Origin of the sequence: Aureibacter tunicatorum, from assembly GCF_036492635.1 — a bacterium.
Taxonomy (GTDB): domain Bacteria; phylum Bacteroidota; class Bacteroidia; order Cytophagales; family Cyclobacteriaceae; genus Aureibacter; species Aureibacter tunicatorum.
This window is the reverse complement of record NZ_AP025305.1, coordinates 2,206,977-2,230,526: the sequence shown is the minus strand read 5'-3', so window position 1 is coordinate 2,230,526 and position 23,550 is coordinate 2,206,977. Positions and strand designations below refer to the sequence as shown.

At 37.6% G+C, this 23,550-nt stretch carries 23 protein-coding genes; 12 read left to right on the top strand and 11 right to left on the bottom strand.

Features of this window, described 5'->3' with window-relative positions:
- Positions 1–58: 58 nt before the first annotated feature.
- From AABK36_RS09490 to AABK36_RS09475, 4 genes are all read right to left on the bottom strand, one after another.
- Positions 59–1,474 carry a peptide MFS transporter gene (locus AABK36_RS09490; RefSeq protein ID WP_309939716.1) on the bottom strand — a complete coding sequence of 472 codons (1,416 nt, stop codon included), beginning with the start codon at positions 1,472–1,474 and terminating at the stop codon, positions 59–61.
- A gap of 64 nt (positions 1,475–1,538) precedes the next feature.
- On the bottom strand, positions 1,539–2,285 hold the full coding sequence (locus AABK36_RS09485; RefSeq protein ID WP_309939715.1) for a rhomboid family intramembrane serine protease: 747 nt from the start codon (positions 2,283–2,285) through the stop codon (positions 1,539–1,541).
- Positions 2,286–2,391: 106 nt separating this feature from the next.
- Entirely contained in the window at positions 2,392–3,300 is a 909-nt protein-coding gene (locus AABK36_RS09480) for a histone deacetylase family protein (protein WP_309939714.1), read from the bottom strand.
- Positions 3,300–3,857: a hypothetical protein gene (locus AABK36_RS09475; protein WP_309939713.1), complete on the bottom strand. Its 558-nt coding sequence runs from the start codon at positions 3,855–3,857 to the stop codon at positions 3,300–3,302. Before AABK36_RS09475 ends, AABK36_RS09480 begins: the two co-directional genes overlap by 1 nt.
- 149 nt (positions 3,858–4,006) lie before the next feature.
- Between AABK36_RS09475 and AABK36_RS09470 the strand changes: the two genes are divergently transcribed.
- The 3 genes from AABK36_RS09470 to bcp are packed head-to-tail and all read left to right on the top strand — an operon-like array spanning position 4,007 to position 7,016.
- Positions 4,007–4,618: a fumarylacetoacetate hydrolase family protein gene (locus AABK36_RS09470; RefSeq protein ID WP_309939712.1), complete on the top strand. Its 612-nt coding sequence runs from the start codon at positions 4,007–4,009 to the stop codon at positions 4,616–4,618.
- A 1-nt stretch (position 4,619) separates the two neighbouring features.
- Entirely contained in the window at positions 4,620–6,557 is a 1,938-nt protein-coding gene (locus tag AABK36_RS09465; protein ID WP_309939711.1) for a M23 family metallopeptidase, read from the top strand.
- A gap of 3 nt (positions 6,558–6,560) precedes the next feature.
- Positions 6,561–7,016 (top strand): thioredoxin-dependent thiol peroxidase, encoded by a 456-nt coding sequence (bcp, locus tag AABK36_RS09460; protein ID WP_374709127.1) that lies wholly within the window; start codon positions 6,561–6,563, stop codon positions 7,014–7,016.
- Between the two features lie 82 nt (positions 7,017–7,098).
- Here the strand turns inward: bcp and AABK36_RS09455 are convergent, their stop codons facing one another.
- Both AABK36_RS09455 and AABK36_RS09450 read right to left on the bottom strand, forming a co-directional pair.
- The gene (locus AABK36_RS09455; RefSeq protein ID WP_309939710.1) at positions 7,099–7,659 is read right to left on the bottom strand and encodes an acetate uptake transporter; all 561 of its coding nucleotides are present in this window, start codon (positions 7,657–7,659) and stop codon (positions 7,099–7,101) included.
- 273 nt (positions 7,660–7,932) lie between these two features.
- A complete protein-coding gene (locus tag AABK36_RS09450; RefSeq protein ID WP_309939709.1) occupies positions 7,933–8,697 on the bottom strand; it encodes a response regulator transcription factor in 765 nt (254 codons plus the stop codon).
- Between the two features lie 143 nt (positions 8,698–8,840).
- On the opposite strand from AABK36_RS09450, the gene AABK36_RS09445 reads away from it, so the two are divergent.
- Positions 8,841–9,494, top strand: coding sequence for a DUF1349 domain-containing protein (locus AABK36_RS09445; RefSeq protein WP_309939708.1), 654 nt, complete (start codon positions 8,841–8,843; stop codon positions 9,492–9,494).
- A gap of 82 nt (positions 9,495–9,576) precedes the next feature.
- On the opposite strand, the gene AABK36_RS09440 is transcribed toward AABK36_RS09445, so the two are convergent.
- Both AABK36_RS09440 and AABK36_RS09435 read right to left on the bottom strand, forming a co-directional pair.
- On the bottom strand, positions 9,577–10,572 hold the full coding sequence (locus AABK36_RS09440; RefSeq protein WP_309939707.1) for an NADP-dependent oxidoreductase: 996 nt from the start codon (positions 10,570–10,572) through the stop codon (positions 9,577–9,579).
- Positions 10,573–10,649: 77 nt separating this feature from the next.
- Positions 10,650–11,411, bottom strand: a complete 762-nt coding sequence (locus tag AABK36_RS09435; RefSeq protein WP_309939706.1) for a cyclase family protein — start codon at positions 11,409–11,411, stop codon at positions 10,650–10,652.
- 151 nt (positions 11,412–11,562) lie between these two features.
- On the opposite strand from AABK36_RS09435, the gene AABK36_RS25410 reads away from it, so the two are divergent.
- Together AABK36_RS25410 and miaA are read left to right on the top strand one after the other, a co-directional pair.
- Positions 11,563–11,943 carry a diacylglycerol kinase family protein gene (locus tag AABK36_RS25410; protein ID WP_374709126.1) on the top strand — a complete coding sequence of 127 codons (381 nt, stop codon included), beginning with the start codon at positions 11,563–11,565 and terminating at the stop codon, positions 11,941–11,943.
- A gap of 97 nt (positions 11,944–12,040) precedes the next feature.
- Positions 12,041–12,952, top strand: a complete 912-nt coding sequence (gene miaA / locus AABK36_RS09430; RefSeq protein WP_309939705.1) for a tRNA (adenosine(37)-N6)-dimethylallyltransferase MiaA — start codon at positions 12,041–12,043, stop codon at positions 12,950–12,952.
- Between the two features lie 41 nt (positions 12,953–12,993).
- Here the strand turns inward: miaA and pfkA are convergent, their stop codons facing one another.
- Complete coding sequence (pfkA, locus tag AABK36_RS09425) at positions 12,994–13,965, bottom strand: 6-phosphofructokinase (RefSeq protein ID WP_309939704.1); 972 nt, start codon at positions 13,963–13,965, stop codon at positions 12,994–12,996.
- Positions 13,966–14,296: 331 nt separating this feature from the next.
- On the opposite strand from pfkA, the gene AABK36_RS09420 reads away from it, so the two are divergent.
- Together AABK36_RS09420 and AABK36_RS09415 are read left to right on the top strand one after the other, a co-directional pair.
- Entirely contained in the window at positions 14,297–16,723 is a 2,427-nt protein-coding gene (locus AABK36_RS09420) for a YfhO family protein (protein WP_309939703.1), read from the top strand.
- A gap of 251 nt (positions 16,724–16,974) precedes the next feature.
- Entirely contained in the window at positions 16,975–18,177 is a 1,203-nt protein-coding gene (locus AABK36_RS09415) for a potassium/proton antiporter (protein WP_309939702.1), read from the top strand.
- On the opposite strand, the gene AABK36_RS09410 is transcribed toward AABK36_RS09415, so the two are convergent.
- Complete coding sequence (locus tag AABK36_RS09410; RefSeq protein ID WP_309939701.1) at positions 18,174–19,259, bottom strand: AMP-binding protein; 1,086 nt, start codon at positions 19,257–19,259, stop codon at positions 18,174–18,176. The two genes, AABK36_RS09415 and AABK36_RS09410, sit on opposite strands and share 4 nt — an antisense overlap.
- A 275-nt stretch (positions 19,260–19,534) precedes the next feature.
- Between AABK36_RS09410 and gldC the strand changes: the two genes are divergently transcribed.
- The 4 genes from gldC (at position 19,535) to AABK36_RS09390 (ending at position 22,175) form a co-directional block, all read left to right on the top strand.
- Positions 19,535–19,882: a gliding motility protein GldC gene (gene gldC / locus AABK36_RS09405; RefSeq protein ID WP_309939700.1), complete on the top strand. Its 348-nt coding sequence runs from the start codon at positions 19,535–19,537 to the stop codon at positions 19,880–19,882.
- Positions 19,883–20,018: 136 nt separating this feature from the next.
- Positions 20,019–20,360 carry a cupin domain-containing protein gene (locus tag AABK36_RS09400; protein ID WP_309939948.1) on the top strand — a complete coding sequence of 114 codons (342 nt, stop codon included), beginning with the start codon at positions 20,019–20,021 and terminating at the stop codon, positions 20,358–20,360.
- On the top strand, positions 20,350–20,769 hold the full coding sequence (locus AABK36_RS09395; RefSeq protein WP_309939699.1) for a hypothetical protein: 420 nt from the start codon (positions 20,350–20,352) through the stop codon (positions 20,767–20,769). Before AABK36_RS09400 ends, AABK36_RS09395 begins: the two co-directional genes overlap by 11 nt.
- Entirely contained in the window at positions 20,769–22,175 is a 1,407-nt protein-coding gene (locus AABK36_RS09390) for an MFS transporter (RefSeq protein ID WP_309939698.1), read from the top strand. Before AABK36_RS09395 ends, AABK36_RS09390 begins: the two co-directional genes overlap by 1 nt.
- A gap of 73 nt (positions 22,176–22,248) precedes the next feature.
- Here AABK36_RS09390 and mnmA read toward each other — a convergent pair whose 3' ends face one another.
- Positions 22,249–23,454 carry a tRNA 2-thiouridine(34) synthase MnmA gene (gene mnmA, locus AABK36_RS09385; RefSeq protein ID WP_374709125.1) on the bottom strand — a complete coding sequence of 402 codons (1,206 nt, stop codon included), beginning with the start codon at positions 23,452–23,454 and terminating at the stop codon, positions 22,249–22,251.
- Between the last annotated feature and the right edge of the window lie 96 nt (positions 23,455–23,550).

Here is a 23,550-nt window from a genome sequence, read left to right as displayed (position 1 = left end):
ACCACTTTAAAGTTGCTAATCTATCATTTACAAATTAAAAACACAATATAATTATAAATTATTGTTGCAAATCCAATTCTCCCTCCAAATCTTTACTTGGATAAGAGGATTCATTGTCCGCACCATGAGTCAACTTCTTAAGTTTACTTAAAAAAGCCAATAATACGACTCCAACACCCACTGAAACAATCACTATAAGCTTAAAAATTTCCTCATCCCCCAAACTTGCCGACAATGCTCCCAAAGAACCTGCTAGTAAATTTCCAAAACCGGTCATGGCGAAAAACACGCCCATAACCATGGATGTGTACTTGGCAGGAGCCAATCTTGTTACAAATGACAAAGCAACCGGAGAAAGACAAAGCTCTCCAATCGTATGCAAAAAATAAGCTCCAAACAACCACATCATGCTCGCTTTTTGCACAATCTCGCCTTGAGCGTCATAGACTAATTGATGAGTAGCTCCAATCATGAACAAAAAACCAAGTCCCATGATTATGGTACCGACAGCCATTTTAAACAAAGAGCTGCTTTCCCTTCCCATTTTACCCCACCTTACCCAAAATGCGGCAACCAAGGTTCCAAAAATCATAATGTAAAGCGAATTAACGGATTGAAACCAACCTGCCGGAATTTCAAAATCCCCGACAAATCTGTTCACCTTTTCTTGAGCGTAAATATTCATCAAACCTCCTGCTTGCTCAAAAGCGCCCCAAAATACAATCACTACCAAAAATGAAATCGAGAGCACAACTAATCGATCTTTTTCTTTTTTTGACAAAGCTTGACTGGATGAACTATTTTTCAGCTGTTTATTTTCTTCATTCACTTTCACATCAACGCCTTCCAAATACTTTTGCCCAGAAGTGTAAACTATCAAACCGAGAATCATTCCAATAGCTGAAACTCCAAAACCGAAATGCCATCCAAAATTAGCGGCGACAGATGCCACAATCAACCCAGACAGAAATGCTCCTAAATTTATTCCAATATAAAAAATCGTGAACCCCATATCCCTTCGATTATCCTTCGGGTGATACAAAGAACCAACCATCGTAGAAATATTAGGTTTCAAAGCTCCTACCCCAAGGATTATAATCCCTAAGCCTGTAAAAAAGAATGTTGCCTGAAGCGTCGAGGGGACAAAGCCTTCCAAAGTTAAAAATAGCGGTCCAATCACAAGCAATACAGCTCCCAGCAACACAGACTTCTTTTGTCCCAAATACCTATCAGCTAAAATCCCCCCAGGAATGGCCATCACATACACAAGCGCGGTATAAACACCATATAAAATCAATGCTTCCGGCTTATCCCAACCCATGCCTCCATCTTCGCTCTTAGCTACTAAAAAAAGAACCAATATAGCCCTCATTCCATAGTAGCTGAACCTTTCCCACATTTCAGTAAAAAATAGGACAAACAATCCTTTTGGGTGGCCAAAAATCTGCTCTTGATTAACATTTACCTTATCCATATGAATTAATTATAGTTCATTATGAATAAGAAAATGACAGCTAATAATGTTTTCTAACCAGAGCCTATCTTTTTCTTGGGTTGTTATTATTTTCGGATTTTTTAACCTTGTACTTAAACCTAACTTGCTTGCCATGAGTATGCGAAGAGATTCTCATCACATGCCTTTTTGGGTATTCAAGTCTGCTTCTAGTATAATCAACACCTCTTGATTCTACAGGTCTCAAACTAGGTTTTGATTCTTCGGAGTAATTTTGGAAATAAAGGGCGCAAAACAAGCCTGTCAACGTTCCGAACAAATGCGACTCCCATGAAACTTCGCCATTTGACGGCATCAAACCATACATCATGCCTCCATACAGCAAAAACACGCATAAAGATACCGCCATGGACTTCTGATCACGCCTAAGCAATCCTATGAAAAACAAAAACGACACAAGTCCATATACAATACCGCTGGATCCAATATGATATGCTTCTCTAGCTGAAAGCCATACCCAAAATCCGCTCGCGACATATATGCTCACGAACACTTGAATCGCAATCTTATGATAAAAATAAAACAAACCTATGCCAAGAATCAACAAGGGAAAAGTATTTGACAATAAATGGGAAAAACTACCGTGAATCAAAGGACCTGTGATGATACCAACAGCCCCTTCAATTTTTCTGGGCAATATGCCAAGGAATCCAAAGTCCTCGTGCATGAACCACTCCAAAACTGTAATCGTCCACAAAATCCCTATGAAAAGAGTTGTCATCAATAAGCTTCGATAAAAAAGCTTCGATTCGTGCGTAGAAATATGCTCCATTTGATCCTTTTAAGTAAATAACTGTTCTCTCTGCAAACCCCACCCTAAAAAAGATTCATTTGCTTTGTTATTGAACTTTAATTTCAATCAAATCGTTATGGATATTTCAAAAAAAGATGTCCTTTGCCAGTGCAAATGTATTTGTATGGGCCTCCAAGATCACTTTTATGTCTTTCGAATAACCACCTCCCATGCAACAAACTACGGGAATTGATTTATTTTTGCAATACTCCAGCACTATTTTATCCCTTTCTTTACAACCTTCAATACTCACATTCAATTTCCCTAGTTTATCGCTGCCCAAAATATCGACTCCTGATTGATAAAAAATAAATTCTGGCTCAATTGCATCCAAGTAAGCAATCACATCATTTTGAATAATTCGCAAGTAGGTTTCGTCTTCGCAATCATCCATCAATGCTACATCCAAATCCGATTTTTCTTTTCTCAAAGGATAATTTTTATCTCCGTGAACGCTTATGGTTCTAACACCCTCATTATTTTGAAAAATTTCAGCTGTGCCATTTCCTTGATGCACATCCAAATCGACGATGGCAATAGATTGAGTTCTAGAGTTATTCATCAGCATCGCAGCGGCTATTGCTTGATCATTCAACACGCAAAAGCCTTCACCACGATTTGTAAAAGCATGATGAGTCCCTCCGGCTATATTCATCGAAACTCCAAAGTCTTGAGCATACTTTGTCGCTTCAATGGTGCCGTTGACAATCGTCACTTCCCTTTCGATCAAAGCTTCATCATACGGCAACCCAATTGCTCTTATTTCGGATTTTGACAATTCAGCATTTTCCAGCCTATGCAAATAACTTTCATCATGGGCCAAGAATATGTTGCTGTAATCCGGTAGCTTCGAAGGTCGAAAAAAATCTTTCTTATTCACTATGCCCCTATACTCCAACTGCTCTTTTAACAAAGGATATTTTTCCATAGGAAATCTATGCCCCTCTTTCAGGGGCAAAGCATAGCATTCATCCCACGCCACTTTCAAACTCATTATTCATCATCTTCGTCATTATGAACAAATGAGTACAATGTCTTGTCAAGTTTCAAGTTCCCTCCATTATATGACTTAATGAAGCCATTAACAACCGCAGGAGTAATCTGGTCCACGTTCAATCCAATATCCAAAGCAACACCATACTCAACCATGGTATCAATATCCACATGCTCTTGCACTTTGATGGATTCTTCTTCTTCCAGCTCCATCATCACTTCCGTCAAGAACAAACCAATCTCCTCATCCAAGCCTTCCAAAGATTCTAAATCACCATTTTCATCTTCAGAATAAGTGATCTTATGATATTCAGGAAATTTTTCGGCTGCTTGTTTTTCAGCAATCTCGAACAACTCGCTGCTATGATGCAATCTAAGGGTATACATAACCGCATCAAAAATCACATCTTCTCCTTCATATTTACCCAAAAATTGAAAATGAAGATATTCAGGTCCGTTCTCTTCTTCTTCCACGACAATGAAATCATCATTGACATGCGACAAACCTTGTTTGAAATTTTCGATTTCTTCTTGTGAAAAGCCTTTATTATGATCCATATTATAAATTATTAATCAGGTTCTAAATCATTTTGATTTTATTCTTTTGAATTCAATTAAAGCATAAATAATTTTATTAAAAAATTTTGGCCTCTAATAATATTGTCTCGGTCAAATTTCGTATCATTTAAAAAACAAACCTCATTACAATGAAGATATTCGGAATAGGCAGAAATTACGTAGAACATATAAAAGAACTCAATAACGAAATCCCAAGCGAACCTGTAGTTTTCACAAAACCTGATACTGCGCTGTTAAAAAACAATGATCCTTTTTACTACCCCAGCTTTTCAAAGGATGTTCATCATGAAGTTGAAATAGTCATCAGAATTTGCAAACAAGGAAAAAGCATCCAAGAAAAATTCGCTCACAAATATTATGATCAAATCGCGCTAGGCATCGACTTTACCGCAAGAGACCTTCAGTCCAAAGCTAAAGAAAAAGGATTGCCATGGGATATAGCCAAAGGTTTCAACGGTTCTGCGCCAATTTCAAATTTTATCCCTGTAAGCGAAATTGAAAATATCAACGCGTTAGACTTTTCATTAGAAAAAAATGGTCAAACTGTGCAAACAGGAAACACCAGCCATATGATGTACAGCTTTGATGCGATTATTTCCTATTTATCGCAATTCTTTCAACTTAAGCAAGGTGATCTTATTTTCACAGGTACTCCCAGCGGTGTAGGTCCAGTTGAAATTGGAGACAATCTTGTAGGCAAGCTAAGTGGTAAAACAATGTTTGATTTTGAAGTAAAATAAAATGAAGATTAAGGGCTTGAAGGGTAGATTTCCAATTATTATTTTCATGGTCATTGTCTTTATGACCAATTTTGCAACAATGCTTGACGCTCAAGAAATGTCAGCATATAAAACCAAATACGCCAATTATTACATTTTCCCCATAAGAACCAATCAGCAAAACTTTCTTTCAGGCACAATGGGAGAGCTCCGTACCAATCACTTTCATGGAGGACTTGACATAAAAACAAGCGGAATTACAGGACTTCCTGTTTACGCGACAGCAGAAGGTTATGTAAGCAGAATCAAAGTATCGACATGGGGATATGGAAATTGCCTTTACATTACGCATCCCAATGGAACCACTAGCGTCTACGCTCACCTTAAAGAGTTTAGTGGTGAAGTAGCTGATTACGTAAGAAATGCGCAATATGCAAAACAAACATTTGAGATTGAGTTATTCCCCAAAAAAGGAGAGCTTAGCTTCAATCAAGGAGATATTGTAGCCAAGTCCGGAAATTCGGGCTCTTCCATGGGACCTCATTTGCACTTTGAAATAAGGGATGAAAATCAAGTGCCTTTCAACCCCCTTTTGATTGGTTTCAAAGAAATCAAGGACACAACACCACCAAGCTTAATCAAAATCGCTTTAGTGACGCTTGATAAAAACGCTAGAATTAATGGGCAATACGGCAGATTTGAATACAGCGTCGAAAAATTCAATGGGAATTACGTGATTCCTGAAGACGTTTCAGCTTTTGGAAAAATTGGTTTGCAATTGTTGTGCTTTGATCGACTCGATGGCGCTAATAACAAAAATGGCGTCCCTTTCATTGACTTAAGCATTAATGGAGATACTATTTACAGCCAGAAACTGGACAGAGTCCCTTTCGCTCACAATCGCCATATCCTTCTCCACTGCGATTTTGCCACACAAATGGCTACTCGAAAAAAATTCAACAAACTTTATGTTGAAGACGGCAACAGTCTAAGATTCAATGATCACAATGATATGAAAGGCGCATTCTGGGTTGAAATGGATTCAAGTTATCAAGCCAATGTAGTGCTAAAAGACGCTTATGGAAATGCTTCCTCATTAAAATTTCATATAGTAGGCGAAAACAAATTTGTTTCTTCAAAAAACAAAGCATATCATCCAAGTCCAAACAATATATTAATGCTTACTGATGACATTAATAAAACAGACTCCACGGACGACAAAGCCGCTGTTTTCACTCAACGAAAAAAAGTGGAGATTCTTCCTGCTTACGTCAACAACAATGAATCTGTTTACCTTTGGGACTTAAGGTACGGCATGCCTGATTCAATTAAAATTAAAAATAACGAGGCTATGAAATTCAATTTTCAAGCTCAAGTGCCATACAAGCAAGAGATGAAAGTCTATGGCCAAAATTTTGACATTCATTTTTTCAAAAAAACGCTTTTCGACACGCTTTACTTGCATACAGAGTACAGATATGATAGCTTGAAGAAAAAAGAGACTTTCAAGATCAATGATAAATACACGCCGCTTAAAAGCAATATGGAGATCACTTTAAAACCTCAAAAGGAATACAATCAAGAAAAAGCGGCGGCTTACAAAGTCAAGAATTCCAAAAGGCATTCATACATAGGCGGCTATTGGAAAAACGATCAATTGAACTTCAAAACTAGAGAATTCGGAGAAATAACCATTTTGGAAGATAGCCTTGCTCCGACCATCAAAGCATTAAGAATCAACAGTAAAGACCTTAGATTTGTCATTAAAGATGACTTGTCGGGGATCAAATCTTTCAACGCTTACATCGATGACGAATGGGTTCTCATGAACTATGATTATAAAAGAGCTTTGATTTGGTCGGAAAAGCTGGATCCGAAAAAACCATTCAAAGGAGAATTAATATTGAAAGTCAGCGACTTCAACAATAATGAGAAAATTTTTAAACAAACAATTCAATAAATTATGCTAAATATCGGCGACAAAGCCCCAAGATTTGAAGGCAAAAATCAAGATGGCAAATCTATCAGTCTAGACGATTATACAGGAAAAAAGCTTGTTCTGTTCTTTTATCCTAAAGATAATACACCCGGGTGCACATTAGAAGCTCAGAATTTAAGAGACAACTATGAAACGCTACAGTCAAAAGGCTATGAAGTATTGGGTGTAAGCGGAGACGATGAAACATCGCATCAAAAGTTCATCTGCAAGCATCTGCTCCCTTTTGACTTGCTAGCTGATACAGACAAATCTGTTAACGAAATGTATGGTGTATGGCAAGAAAAGAAAAACTTCGGCAAAACATACATGGGCACGGTAAGAACTACATTCATTATTGATGAAAAAGGCCAAATCGAGCATATCATCAACAAAGTAAAAACCAAAGAACACGCTGATCAGATCTTTGCTTTGGAAAATTAAAAAAATATCCTAGTCGACAAATGAAAATCCCTGCGTTGAGAAACTCAATGCAGGGATTTTTTTATTTCTTGTTTACAAATTTTTACAATGGCAAAACTTGCTTTCCGTGCTTATCATTTATCACAATAGCAATAGCTTCATAAAAGGCAATTCCTCCGCATATAATTCCTTCATAACCAGCTATAGTATGAATAAGATGGCTACCCGTAAACTTCGCCAAAGCAAGCAAGAAAAATAATACTGTCAATGAAAAGAACACAGCTTGACCTACTTTCCCGCCTTTAAGCGTTCCAAAAAACAAACCTAAAGTCAACAATCCCCACATAAACAAATAACAGCCCATTGAAAATGAGTCAGCGGCCATAAAACCAACCTCTTCCAATATGAAAATCCCTACCAATGTCATCCAAAAACATCCGTATGAAGTAAATGCGACGAATCCAAATGTATTGTCTTTTTTGAATTCCATTATACCCGCAATCAATTGCGCCAATCCACCATAAAAGATTCCCATCATCAATATCATAGCATTGACTTCGAAAAAACCTGCATTATGGATATTCAATAAAATCGTTGTCATTCCAAACCCCGCCAAACCTAATGGCGCTGGATTAACCGTCAACTCCGTACTATTCTTGCTCATTCCTTGAAAATTTTATCTATATTTCTGCAAATTCGTGCAAATGTAGATCAAATTTAAAAGCCAGACAAACATTAAAAATCTCACATCTTTTTCAAAAAATATCATTCATTCCAAGCAATAATAAACTTAATAAACACCTGTTAAACCTATTCAAAGCAAAGAATGTCAGTTTCCACAAATTAATATAAATATGCACGAATCATTTTATCGAGCGATGCACATGAGACTCGGGAATGAATCATAAAACAACATGACATTCGACAGCTTAACGAGCTACATTAAATTCATCGCAATAGCCACCTTTACAGCCTCCATTGAATTATTCACTTTCAACTTTTGCAATATATTTTGACGATGTCGATTTACAGTATTGACGCTAATGTTCAATTCCGATGAAATCTCTTTACTAAGGCTTCCTTTGCCTACTAATCTAAGAACTTCCTTTTCTCTTGAGCTCAGCATATTAGTACTATTCCTGAACTTATCAACATCAATGAATTCACCCGTTTTCATATTGATAATACGACCTTCAATACCTTGAAAGGGTTGGTTGGATGTTGAAAAATTGTAAACACAGGCATCCAACCAAAGACTTCCATTTTCACTCATTCTTAAATAAAAACTCTTATGTGAAATAACTTGATACATCTTGTCTTTGCCCATTGCTCTTAGTTTGCAATTCGTGCGATAACTCAAACGCTCAGTCTTAGGCAAAGATTGAAGAAAATTGTAAAACTCCAATTCCAACAAATGTCTTTGAAACACATCGTCTGGATGTATTTTCTCATATATTTCCCGTTCCCAAATTCCATCGATCACTCTATACCTTGAAGGATTCAAACCTAAAAAATCTCCGAACGAACCATTGAAAATATGATTGTTTTTTTCCGCTAAATCAGACATTACAACCACACAGTGCTCTATTTCAACATAAGACTTCATTTGAGCAATACACTCTTCAAGCACTAATGTCCTTTGCCTTAAGCTATCATAAGTTTCCTTGCTGTATTCATTTTCAAGTCGGGAAATTGGATCCATAAAAATATATTAATAACTGATTCTATTCTCAAACCTTCATACCTCAAAACCGAACAAATGGTTATTTTTCAGTATTGAGTACTCAGAGTATTTTTGACAACTTTGCAACAATACAACGTTTCAACAACCAAAATGTAGATATCATGAAGAAAAACATTTTCATAGCAATTATTTTCATTATGTCGCTTAATACCACTTTCGGACAAAGCCTTAATTCACTTAACTGGCTGAATGAGCCTGAACAATGGAATATTTCAGACAATCGACTCACATTGCAAGTCACACCTCAAACAGATTTTTGGAATAAAACTCATTACGGCTTTACTGTAAATGACGGGCCATTTCTTTTTGCAAAAAGAAGCGGAGAGTTTGAAGTCACTGCAAAATTAACTGGAAAATATAAAACTCGATTTGATCAAATGGGGCTTATGTTCCGAATTGATAATAATCACTGGATAAAAACAGGTATTGAATATGTCGATGGAGTTTATAATTTCAGCACAGTTCACACTATAAATCATAGCTCTTGGAGTGTCGTAGCGCTAAAAGAGAAACCAAAAAGCATCTGGATAAAGGCAATAAGAAAAGTCGATGCTATAGAAATCTTTTACTCTCTAGACGGGACGAATTATCAAATGAGCAATATCGTTTATTTCCCAGAGCATCGTAGCATTGAAGTAGGAATGATGGCTGCTAGCCCTGATGGAGACGGTTTCGAAGCAACATTTGAAGATTTCAAAATCAAACACACTCCTGACTCCAGAAGACTAGAATGGTTAAAAAATAATCAAGAGTAATCAACGATCAGCTCAAATGACTAGTTGTCATAGCCATAGTATAATTAAAAAAATGGCTATGACTTTAATTGCTTACAAAGAATTATACTTTGACCAGCATTTTACCTTTGTTCTTACCCTCAAACAATCCTATAAATGCTTCAGGAGTATTTTCAAAACCATTGACAATAGTTTCCTCATACACCAAGTCTCCATTTTTCAACCACTTTGACAATTCCTCAATTGCTTCTGAATATTTATTTTTAAAATCAAAGACTATAAATCCCTGCATTAATGCACTCTTTTTCAAAAGCTTGATTTGAATTCTCGGTCCTGTTGGCAGTTCTTTTTCATTATATAATGAAATATTTCCACATAGTGATATTCTCGCAAACTTATTAATGTGATCCAATGCAGCATCGGAAATCACTCCCCCAACATTATCAAAATAAACATCCACTCCATTGGAACAATACTTCCCTATCTCTTGCGACAAATCCTTCGAAGTCTTGTAATTTATTACTTTATCATAGCCAAATCTCTCTTCAAGCATCAAGACTTTCTCATCCGATCCAGCTATCCCTACTACATGACAACCTTTGATCTTTCCAATTTGTCCAACTATAGAGCCTACCGCTCCGGCGGCTCCTGACACCAAAAGGGTTTCCCCTTCCTTAGGCTTGCCTATTTCCAACAACCCTAGATAAGCCGTAATTCCAGTCAATCCCAGAACACCTAAGTATGCGGATAAAGGAGCCAAGTCAGGATCAATTTTCATCAAACCTTTTCCATCAGAAATTATATGCTCTTGCCACGGAAGAATACCTGTCACATAATCTCCTTGTTTATACTCTTCATTCAAGGACTCTTCGACTTGAGCAATCATACCCGACTCTATCGGCTTTCCTAATTCGAAAGGAGGAATATAAGACTTAGCCAAATTCATTCTTCCTCTCAAATATGGATCTACAGAAATATAAATCGTTTTCAATTTCAGTTCACCATCCTTGGGCTTCTCCAATTCAAAATCTATGATTTTAAAGTCTTCCAAAGTTGCCATCCCTATTGGCCTGTGATTTAGAATTATAGCTTTTGCCATTGCTTTATCAATTGTCCTATACTCGTAATTTCATAACCAGCAAAAATTAATGTTGTTGCTGATTAAACAGAAAGCATTTAATCAAATAGGGCAACAACTCTGGCAGGCGCTGCTGAGGCTCCAACTATTTTCATTGGAAAAACCGCTACCTTAAACCCTTCATAAGGCAGAGCGTCTAGGTTCACCAATTGCTCCATATGGCAATATTCCTTTTCCTTTCCAACCAGATGCGCCTCCCAAAACAACTCCGAATCCCCAGTCTCTTTCGCTTTTTCCATTAGGTATGGCAATGGCAAATCCCAACCCCAAGAATCTATTCCCATGACTTTAATTCCTTTGTCAATCAACCACTCCGTAGCCTCAGCGCTCATTCCAGTTCCTTTTTTATGAAAATCTTTAGTGCCATTGAATTTATCTCTTCCGGTCTTCACCAACACAATCATTCCCGGCTCCACCTTCAATCCGTTTTCGTCCAAAAAGCTCTCTATATCCTGAACTGTGATGGCGTCAAAATCCTCTTTGTGCTTCATGTCCAACACTAGGCCTTTACCATAGCACCACTCTAATGGCACTTCATCTATCGTTTTGGACCTTTTGCCCGCTGTGGTCGGCGAGTAATGCCAAGGAGCATCGATATGCGTCGTCGAATGAACTCCCATTTTTTGAATCGTATCATCCGCCCAACCTTCAAATCCTTTAGGAAATAGCTTAAACGGCAAGCCCAATAATCTTATCAGCCACTTCGCCTTTCGATGCGGTTTATGCTTTATTTTCACCTTCATAAACCAAGGATCATTTGGGTTATACTGTATCGGCTTAGTTAAGTCAACTATCTTCATTTCTTAGTTATTTTCTATCAATATAATTTTACCGATAAAGATATAAATTCAATCATACAGATAGCAGAGTTTTCTATTTTTTGTTCAAATTACCTTTTAAGCATCAGCTTTTTTATTTTATTTCAATTTAAGATTTAGACCGCAAAGTGGCATGAAGAAAAAATTTAAGATTTCCAGTCGCATCAATAGTTTCAAATACGCCTTCAATGGAATTAAAATCATGTTCAAATCCGAGCATAATTTCTGGATTCACATTGCCGCAACTTTTCTCGTCATATCGTTAGGGCTTTATCTGACTTTAACACCAATCGAATGGTGCATAATTTTGCTCTGTATAGGATTAGTAATAAGTCTAGAAATGGTCAATTCATCCATTGAGAGGATTTGCAACCTAATAAGTCTTGAAAGGAATAAAGAGATTGAATCTATTAAAGATATCGCTGCTGGCGCTGTGCTTGTCTCATCTATCGTATCATTTATCATTGGCGCCTTAATCATTTTGCCCAAAATATTTCGCCTGCTACCTTTCTAAGATTATACTTTGCTTTATTTTATTCAACAATAAGCTTAATTTTATGCTTGAATAGGAAATGAGCATTCCCTTGCTGTGGATTAAAATCATAATTTAATTGGAGAAATACCTAATTGTACTTGTTGGACCAACAGCCGTTGGAAAAACAGCCTTAAGCATTCAATTAGCCAAAGCGCTAAAAACTGACATTGTCAGTGCAGATTCCAGACAATTTTTCAAAGAGCTTAGCATCGGCACGGCAAAACCCGACATTGAAGAAATGGACGGTGTTCCCCATCATTTTATCGATTGCATGTCAATACACGAACCTTACAGCGCTGGCAAGTTTGAACTGGACGCTCTAAATACTATCGATGAAATATTCAAAACACATGATTCGACCATATTAACTGGCGGCTCAGGGCTATATATCAACGCCGTATGCGAAGGCATTGACGACATGCCTCCCACTCCTCCAGAGATTCGTGACAACTTGATGCAAAGGTTGGAAAATGAGGGACTTGAAATACTAAGAAACGAGCTTAAAGTAATTGATCCTCAATATTTCAACGAGGTTGACCCCAATAATTCACAAAGAATTGTGAGAGCTTTGGAAGTATACCAAGTGTCAGGCAAGCCCATTTCTTACTTTAGAAAATCCAAACTTAACAAGAGGCCATTCAAAATGATAAAAATTGGATTGGAAAGAGATCGTGAAGAACTCTACAATCGAATCAACCAAAGGATGGACATCATGATTGGAAAAGGTCTTTTTGAAGAAGCTAAAAAATACCAAGCCTATAAAGAAATAAACGCATTGCAAACTGTCGGGTACAAAGAAATATATGATTACTTAGACGGAAAGTACGATTATGAAGAAGCAGTTAGGTTGCTTAAAAGAAATTCAAGGCGATATGCTAAAAGACAAATGACCTGGTTCAAAAGGGGTCAAGATTACGCTTGGTTTCATCCTGATGAATTTGAAAAAATCATGACCCATATTAACGAAAAAATAAAAAGAGCGAATTAATATCCGCTCTTTCCAATTATTTATTTTATTAAATATTTTGCTTACACGCTCAAGATATTAATCATTCTAACTAAATCTTGATTAAGCGGCTTGTCTTTAGTGATCGCATCTTCCAACGAAGTATACACTACTTCATTTTTAATAATTCCAGCCATAACACACTCTTTTCCAGCAACCAAGCCTTCCAAAGCAGCTAATCCAAGCCTAGAAGCCAAAATTCTGTCATAAGCCGATGGCGATCCTCCACGTTGAATATGGCCCAAAGTAGTCACTTTAATATCCTTGTCGGGACATTTAGCTTTTACCTTAGCGGCGATTTCTTGAGCAGAACCTTCTTGATCTCCTTCGGCAGTGATTACTATTGAGGCGCTTTTTTCTCTATCCCACCCTTGTTGAAGAGTGCTGATAACATTGTCAATAGTCGTTCTAGTTTCAGGAACCATAACAAGTTCCGCTCCTCCGCCAATTCCCGTTTGAACGGCGATATAACCAGAATCACGACCCATAACTTCAATAAAGAATACTCTGTCATGTGAATTAGCAGTATCTCTAATCTTATCGATTGCGTCAAGAGCAGTATTCACAGCAGTATCATACCCTATTGTCGAGTCAGTTCCATACAAATCATTATCTATTGTACCCGGAGCGCCAACTACAGGCAATCCATGCTCTTCATAAAGCAATTTAGCACCAGTGAAAGTACCATCTCCACCGATCACTACCAATCCTTCGATACCTCTACTCTTTAATTGCTCAGCGGCTTTGGCTCTACCTTCTTTGGTACGGAATTCAACACTTCTAGCCGATTTAAGTATCGTTCCTCCTTGCCCAAGGATATTGCTTACAGAGTAGGATTTCATTTTGTAAATATCTCCTCGGATCATCCCGTCGTATCCGCGTTTGATTCCGTAAACTTCAAGTCCATGATAGAGTGCACCTCTTACTACCGCTCTAAGGCAGGCGTTCATTCCAGGAGCGTCTCCTCCAGATGTTAATACAGCAACTTTTTTCATGAATATTTATTGTAATGTTCTTATAAGTTCCTTTAAATGTGATTTTCTTGCGCGAAAAAAATATATCTATTTAGTTCAATAAGACTTGCATGTTTGAAAAATCGAACTAAACTCATCAAAGTTATATTTTCCTATACGAATTAATAATGATATAGATCATGCCATTTATTTTTTTTCCAATATTCGAATTATTTTTAAATTCTTCACAATCGATTGCTTTAACTGATAATTAATATTTTGAAATATTAATTTAATCGCTACGATTATGTTATAATTGCATACTATAGGCGATGTTGAGCCAAAGACTCATGTTGTAAACAAATTTAAAGTAATGACGTTCAAAAAAATTTTGACGCACCTCATCCCTTTCTTGGTTTTTTTGGTGCTTACCGTAATTTATTTTTCTCCTGTGATACAAGGCAAAGTGTTGCGCCAAACCGATGTAATCGAATGGGCGGGCACAGCGCACGAAATTGACACGTATAAAGAAGCTACCGGCGAATCGCTTCATTGGACTAATTCCACATTTGGCGGCATGCCCATATTTACGACATCCGATTATAATGTTTTTTATTGGGTTCACAAAGCTTTGACCAGTTTTATACCAACGCCTGTATTATTAATTCTCCTCGGATACATTGGTTTTTACATTCTTCTCTCATGTTTTAAAGTAAAACCATGGACTGCTTTCCTTGGCGCATCCGCTTACGCGTTATCAACCTTCAGCTTGATAAGCATCGAAGCGGGACATATCAACAAGGTATACGACATGATGCTAATGGCGCCTTCTCTGGCAGGAGTCATACTCGTATTTCAAAGAAAGTATCTGAAAGGGGCTTTAGTGACCACCTTTTTCCTTGGCATGCAATTCTATTATGCGCACGTTCAGATAAGCTATTATTTGATGTTGATGATGTTGGTCCTTGCTATTCTGGAGTTAGTGCAAGCCATTAGAGAAAAGAAAGAAAAGCAATTTGCCATTTCATGCGTAATATTAGTAGCGTCTGCGAGCATCGCTTTAGGATCTAACTTAGTGAAAGTTTGGTCAACTGGTGAATACGCAAAATCAAGCACAAGAGGTGGATCAGAACTTTCCTCAAAAAAATCAAGCGGCGACGGACTGGAAAAAGACTACGCATTTGCTTGGAGTTTAGGAAAACTTGAGACAATGACTTTATTCATCCCTTATTTCAATGGCGGTGGATCTGCGGAAAACATTGGCGATAAATCCGAAACATTCAAAAAACTAATCGAAAGCAGAGTACCGAGGCAACAAGCGCTAAACATCGTTGAAAACGCTCCATTGTATTGGGGAGAACAACCTTTTACAGTTGGTCCGGTTTATCTGGGCGCTATCATGATATTCTTATTTGTATTAGGCCTTATTATCGTTAAAGGCAAATACAAATGGTGGGCGCTGACCTTGACCATTTTATCCATTATGCTTGCTTGGGGATCAAATTTTGAAGCATTCAATGACTTTTTCTTTTACTATGTGCCGATGTACAATAAGTTCAGATCAGTGACCATGATTCTGACCATCGCGCAAATCACAGTTCCTTTCTTAGGAATTTACGCATTGATACAAATACTGAATAAAACCATTGATAAAAAAGAAGCTGAAAAAGGCGTGCTTATCGCATTTGGAATCTGTGGAGGCTTAGCCTTGCTAATGTTCCTATTTGGCGGATCTATATTTTCTTTTGAGTCTTCAAAGGATGCCAGACTTCTTCAACAAGGTTATCCTCAATGGCTGGTTGAATCAATCATCAAAGACAGAAAAGCATTTTTCAAATCCGACGCTCTTAGAAGCTTGTTCTTTGTTTTCGTAGCCGCAGGTTTGATTTGGGCATGGATCAAAGAGAAAATCAAAGAAACTTATATGATTGCCGGACTAGCTCTTATGACACTTGTGGATCTTTGGCAAGTTGACAAAAGATACTTATCCGGCAAAGATTTCCAACCTAAAAGAGAGCTATCTACAACTCACTTTAGCGCGACTGAAGCTGACAAGGAAATACTTAAAGACACTTCTTACTATAGAGTATTCAACCTTACAATGAATCCTTTCAATGAAGGAAGAACTTCTTATCACCATAAATCAATCGGTGGGTATAGCGCTATTAAACTTCAAAGGTACCAAGAGCTAATCGAGAATCATATCAGCAAAAACAACATGTCGGTATTAAACATGTTGAACACTAAATACTTCATCGTGCCTTCGCAAGATGGCAGACCAATTGTCCAAAAAAATCCTGACGCTGTTGGAAATGTTTGGTTTATCAAGGATCTAAAAATCGTGGATAATGCTGATCAAGAACTGTCATCATTGCAAAGCTTTAATCCTAGCCAAACGGCCTTTATGGACAAACGATTCGAAAGTTTCATGCCTCAGCAAGGAGACATAAGTTTTACGCAAAAAGGAAACATTAAACTTCAAAGCTACAACCCTGACCACATGGTATATTACTCGGAATCACCGCAACAACAATTTGCCGTGTTCTCTGAGATTTATTATCAACCAGGGTGGCAAGCATATATTGACGAAGTACCTGTGGAGCATGTTAGAGTAGACTATGTACTTAGAGGTCTGATTATTCCTGAAGGCAAGCACAAAATCGAGTTCAAATTCCAACCCAACTCATATAAGTACGGAGAAATCATTGGAATCATTTGTTCTTTGCTTGTGCTCGCTCTTGTAATTTTCACAGCCTACAAAGAATTCGCTGTGAAAAAAAATGAAAATCCAAAAAGCTAATTAATCGCTATTCATTCTTTTAAATAATTAAGCTCTCTTTAGAAACTAAGCATTCTGAAGAGAGCTTTTTCTTTTCTCATAAATTATCACAAAACATTCAGACTCTGCTTTTGCTTAAAGATAAATAGAATTACCACGATTATTTTTTCGAGTTCACCAATTTCCCTCCCATGTATACCCTACTAAGAGAAATATATTGGTACATAATCAATCGTGCTAAATTTAATTTTGATGAAATTTAAGTTGAAAAGATGGCTTATACGGATTTGTCTTTAGACTCCGGTATTATATTAATTTCCATACTCGTTGTGTTTGGAATACTTATTTACAATCCAGCCAAATTCTTAGGGATTCCGAGCTTCATTATATTCATGGGCATCGGACTATTTTTGGGCAATGGAGATTTAGGAGATCCAGTATTTGACGACCCGCAATTGACTGAATTATTAAGCGGTCTGGCTTTGAATATCATTATTTTTGACGGAGGATTCAATACGTCTATCGAAAATGTCAAAACCGCGTACAAAGAAGGAATGATTTTGTCAACTGTTGGTGTTCTCATAACAGCAGCTCTGCTCGGAGGGTTCACATGGCTTGTCACTGACTTGCCGCTCATGTCAGCCTTGATATTCGGGGCCGTAGTATCATCCACGGATGCAGCGGCTGTGTTTGGAATACTTGAAGCCAGAAAACTTAAGCTCAAGCATAAAACTGGCACCATACTGGAATTCGAATCTGCCACCAATGACCCGATGGCTCTTGTCTTAGTAACTGTCTTAACAAGCCTTAGCGCTGGCAGCGGCGAAATGCTAAGTGTTTACGACTTGATATGGACCTTTATCAAACTGATCGTAGTAGGACTAGCAATTGGAATTGGCTTGGGACTTTTAACTAAAATAGCTCTTGATAAAATCTCTTTTCAAGAGAATGGACTCATCCCAATCTTTACGCTATGCATGTTTTTTATCGCTACATACGGGAGCAAATTACTGGATGGAAATATTCTTATTAGCTCTTATGTATTTGGCTTGATCATAGGAAACGGCACTTACAAAGGACGTGAATTAAACCAATCATTCAATAACAGCATATCATGGATGGCTCAAGCGCTTATGTTCCTTTTTTTAGGATTGCAAATATTTCCAGATCAACTCATCAGAGTATTTTTTATATCCTTTCTGCCAGCTATCTTCTTAATTTTAGCCGCAAGACCTCTTGCGACATACCTTTGCTATCTTCCATTTAAAAATATACCGTACCAAAAAAAACTCTTCATAGCAATGATCGGACTCAAAGGCGCTACTCCCATTGTTTTCGCATTTATCCCCTTGGTAAAAGGAGTCCCAAACTCTCCTGAAATCTTCAATATGGTATTTTACATTGTCATGTACTCTATAATTATTCAAGGGGCTCTATTGGACCCGCTTGCCAAAAAGCTATCTCTAAAAATCTAAGCAAACTCAGAAAGCGATTTTTCAATAGTCAACAATCTATTAATCTTGCCCGATGCCGTCTTTTCAAAACTCATTGGGTTGTAAATCTTTTTCGGCGCATGGTATTTGGGCAAATGCTTTTTGCAAAATTCAAGCAAGGCATCTGCTTCAAACTCAATGTCTCCTTCCACCCAAATACAAACTTTACTTCCCAATTCCACATCAGGAGCTCCTCCAATAAAAAACTTCATATCGTGACCTAATTCAGTAAATGCTTTTTCAAGACACTTTTCTGCTATCTCAGGACTAACTTTAATTCCTCCTGTATTTATAACATTGTCAGCACGCCCCAACCATTTGAATGTATTTGGATTTAAAATTTGCACCAAATCATTTGTCATTACTTCTTCATCATTAGTTACAGGAGCCTTAATTGCTAAACATCCTCTGTCATCTTTAGTGATAATCGTATCATCTAGTGTACAGTACACTATTTCTTCCTCTCGCAAATCACATAAAGCAATATGAGAAACTGTTTCAGTCATCCCATAAGTTCCAAAAATAGGAGCCTGAATCATTTCACGAATCTTTTGATGCAAAATCACAGACACAGCAGCGCCACCAATAATTATCGCTTTGCAGGAATTTAAAACTCCTAACTCTCTTTTATCAGCCTTGTTTAATATAGCTTCCAATTGCATCGGCACTAAAGCGATGAAATCTATTTTCCCAATAAATTTCTCTAATGGATTCAAGCAAGGCTCTACGACATGAAGCTTCATCTTATGAATGATACTTCTTACAATCATCATTTTCCCGCCTATAAAATTCGCATTGAGACATAATAATGAGGCATCGCCATTTGCTAGTTTCAATGCCGATACAGTTTTTTCCGCACTCACTATCATCTGTCTGCGACTGACATCAATAAGCTTCGGAATACCGGTAGAACCTGAAGTAGAGACTTCAAATGAATCATATTGGCTTCTCCAAGAGCTTATAAATTCAACGGCAGCTTTCGTATTTTCATTAACCACGTCTTCTATTAATCCGTGATTTTCAAATGGCATCAATTTGCCGTTTATAAAAATGCCTTCTTCCATATATTAACAGTAATGCAATATTCACCAAACGCAAACAATTTACTCAATCATACTCGACTAAAGCAAAATTTACGAAAAAATTCACCCTTAAAACCTCAGTATTAAATCGTTCAGATGTACTTTTAAAGTCCTAGTATCAAAAACAAGATAGCTTTTCGAACTTTTTCACTTTAATAAACATTGAATAATCTAGCACACGCTCATCGTCAAGATTAAGGATGATGCTTTGAAAAAATCAAATTTAGTACGATATTGTCCTTACAAAACTGATGAACATGACAGAGAAAGATATCAGCATCAAGGTTTCCCTTGACAAAGACAACATTCCTGAAGATATAAAATGGAATGCTACGGACGCTTCTAACCAAGAGGCATTTGAAGATGCCAAAGCTATAAACCTATCCATCTGGGATCCGAAGCAAAACAATACATTGAGAATTGATTTGTGGACTAAGGAGATGCAAGTCGATGAAATGAAAAGATTTTATGTGGATTGCATCGGAGGCATGGCGCAGAGTATCCTAAACTCTACCGGTGACGAAATCATGGCAAAGCGCATGAATGACCTATGCGAAGAGCTTGTGGAGCATATCAAGAAAGAAATGCAACAAAACATGAGATAAATTTTAAAAATCCGCTTCGAATAGCGGATTTTTTATTTTTTACGCATACCATCTTTTTTACTCCCGTGTAATAAAACACATAAAAATCAATGAAAAACACATTCTTATTGGCACTAAAAATGAAAGAATTTTGAGTGTGAATCAACGCCCGAAAAACATATTCGACAAACTCATTGCCGATCGATCGCAAGAAGTTTTTGATATTTTGGAGGAGTCCAATAGTATCAAAATTGAAAGAATAGTATCTTTTGGACAGAAAAGCCCTTCCGACTTTTGGTATGATCAGGAAGAAAGCGAATGGGTAATAGTGCTCGAAGGCTATGCTGAGCTTGAGTTTGAAGGTGGCGAGATTCATAAACTAGGCAAAGGAGATTATATCAACATACCAGCTCGCCAAAAGCACAGAGTTATTCACACTTCACCTGAAGAGAAAACAATTTGGCTGGCGGTATTTTACAAGTCAGAGTATGAACAATAGGCTTACAATGGAAACCAATCACAGTATTCTAGGCTGGAATGATGTGGAAGGCTATGTACACGTGGTACTTAAAAATTCTATCAATATCATCAAAGAACCATATGCACGCACACTAGACAAGAACTATAAAATACTCAATAAGACCAACATCAAAAAGGTCCTCTATGACTTTCAAAATGTCGATATGAGCATGGAAGACATCAACTCTATTTTTTTTCAAAGAATTCGCAAAGAACATCAGAAAAAACATTTGCATACGGCCATTATCGTTCCTTACGGACAAGAAGAAGAAACATGCAAATTAAAAATGGGCAATCATTTTAACGAGATCAAATTTTTCAAAAACTGTACTGAAGCCATCAAATGGCTTAAGTTCATCCAAACAGAAGACGAGAAAATCTTGGTCTAATGAAAACCCAGAAATCAAAAAGCCTAGGCCACCTAATTGACCACTCCCCCTTTAAAAAAACTCATAAAAAAATCTGGCTCCTGTCCGCCGCTGGAATTCTACTCGACGGATTCGATCTTTTCGTCATAGGGCTATCACTTCCACTGATCAGCAAATACTTCAAAACATCTCCCGTTCTAACAGGGCTTATAGGCAGTTCCGCGCTATTAGGCGCTATTTTCGGCGCCATCATATTAGGATACTTGACAGACAAATACGGCCGTAAGACATTCTATATGATCAATATGGTATTTCTGATTTTCTTTGGAGTACTTTCCGGCATCGCATGGAATCCCTGGTTGCTTATTGTATCAAGATTCTTTGTGGGAATGGGCGTTGGTGCCGATTACCCAATTTGTTCCTCTTATGTATCCGAATTCATGCCCAAAAAAATACGTGGCAGAATGCTGACAAGTTCATTTGCATTGCAGGCTGTAGGAATGATATTAGCGGCAATCTCAAGCATATTAATCCTCAAAATATTTCCCTCTATTAACGCATGGAGATATTTCTTATTGATCGGGGTCATCCCTGCTGGTATCATCCTTTTCTTTCGCAGCTCTGTTCCTGAAAGTATCCGATGGCTTTTGTTTCACAAAAAGTACAAGAAAGCTGAAAAAATATGCCTTTCGATTTATTCGCACGAAGAAAAGTTCATCAAAGATTATTTCAAAAACGAAAAGTATAAAACGGAATTTCTTCCTGAAAGAAAAATCAGAATCAAAGAGCTTTTCAAAAAAAGCATTCGAAAAAGAACCATCCTTGCTACCGTGCCATGGTTTCTAATGGATATTTCAACTTATGGCATAGGACTTTTCACTCCGATTATTCTCACTCAATTGCATTTCAATATCGAGCATATGAATTTCGTGCAGGAAGTCAAAAAAGCCATCGTCGAGTCATCTTTTCTTGACTTATTTCTGATCATAGGTTTCATAGTCAATTTATGTTTCGTGGAAAGAGTCGGTCGTATGCCTTTGCAAAAAATAGGCTTCATGGGGATGGCTTTAGGGCTACTTATACTCGCTATTCCCAATAGTTTTCATCTGTCCGAGCCTTGGACTTTTGGCTTCACCTTTCTAGGGTTTTCTATTTTTAACTTCATGATGAACTCTGGACCCAACCCAACGACATTCACTCTTTCCGGTGAATTGTTTCCTACAAACCTTAGAGCTACAGGCAGCGGCTTTGCCGCCGGCATAGCAAAGCTAGGAGCGACCTTGGGCATATTTTTCTTGCCTATTTTAAGCAAATCCGCAGGCATGTCCATCACATTGATTATATTGGCCATTACTTCATTTCTTGGCTTTGTATTCACAAGAGCTTTTCAAATCGAAACAAAAGGGAAGCCACTGTATGAAGGTTAAAAAAGAAAAAAGCTAATTGACAAATATCAATTAGCTTCTTACTCATCTATAATACCCATTAAGGTTATCGTGATTAGCCGTTTATCACTCCAGATCCGACCAATTCATCTTCATCATACCAAGCTGCAAACTGACCTGCCGCAATTCCCTTTCTTGGTTGATCAAAAACAATGTATAGACCTTCTTCTTTCTTGAACAATGTAATAGGACTTAAATCTTCTCTGTATCTTATACGTCCCATCATTTTCTTAGATTCGCCTATCTTCAAAGCAAGGTCGGGTCTTACCCAGTGTTCTTCGCTTTTATCTATAAACAAACCAGATCTAATCAAGCCCGGATGATCTCCACCCTGACCTGCAAACACAAGATTTTCTTTCACGTCCGTTCCAATGATAAACAAAGGCTTTGGCGTGCCTCCAATATTAAGTCCTTTCCGTTGGCCGATTGTGAAAAAATGAGCGCCTCGATGGTCTCCTGCTTTCCTCCCTTCGTTTTTATCGAACTGGTAAGGACTGCATACCAACTTTAGCCACTCTTCTTCTGATTTGGCATTAGCCAACGCATTTTTCCTCTCCACAATAGAAGGCGCGTCAACAGGAATTTCATACACTTCTCCTGCTTTAGGCTTTAGCTGTTGTTGCAAGAAGTCTGGCAACTTAACTTTCCCTACAAAACAAATTCCTTGCGAATCCTTTTTATCAGCTGTCACCAAATCCAACTCAGCGGCAATTTTTCTCACTTCAGGTTTCTCCAAATGCCCTACAGGAAAAAGAGACTTGGCTAATTGCTCCTGAGTTAATTGACAAAGGAAATAACTTTGATCCTTGTTTGAATCCACACCAGCTTTTAATTGGTATTTCTTTTCTCCATTCACTTCTATCTCGCTCTTTCTGCAATAATGCCCAGTAGCCACATAGTCAGCACCCAAAGACATTGCCGCTTTCAAGAACACATCAAACTTGATTTCTCTGTTGCAAAGCACATCAGGGTTAGGAGTTCTACCATTTTCATATTCAGCAAACATATAATCGACCACCTGTTTCTTATATTCTTCGCTCAAATCTATGGTCTGAAAAGGTATGCCCAATTTTTGAGCAACCAACAATGCGTCATTGCTGTCTTCCACCCAAGGGCATTCATCGCTTATTGTAACAGATTCATCATGCCAGTTTTTCATAAACAAACCGATGACTTCATAACCTTGCTCTTGCAATAAATAAGCCGCCACGCTGGAATCAACGCCTCCCGATAGTCCTACAACTACTCTTTCGTTCGCCATTTTATTTATCTCCTTGAATTTTTCCTTGACTAACAAAGTTAAACGAAAAGCCTGACATAAATATTATATTTTTCATTTTTTGCTGTCCAACTCTTT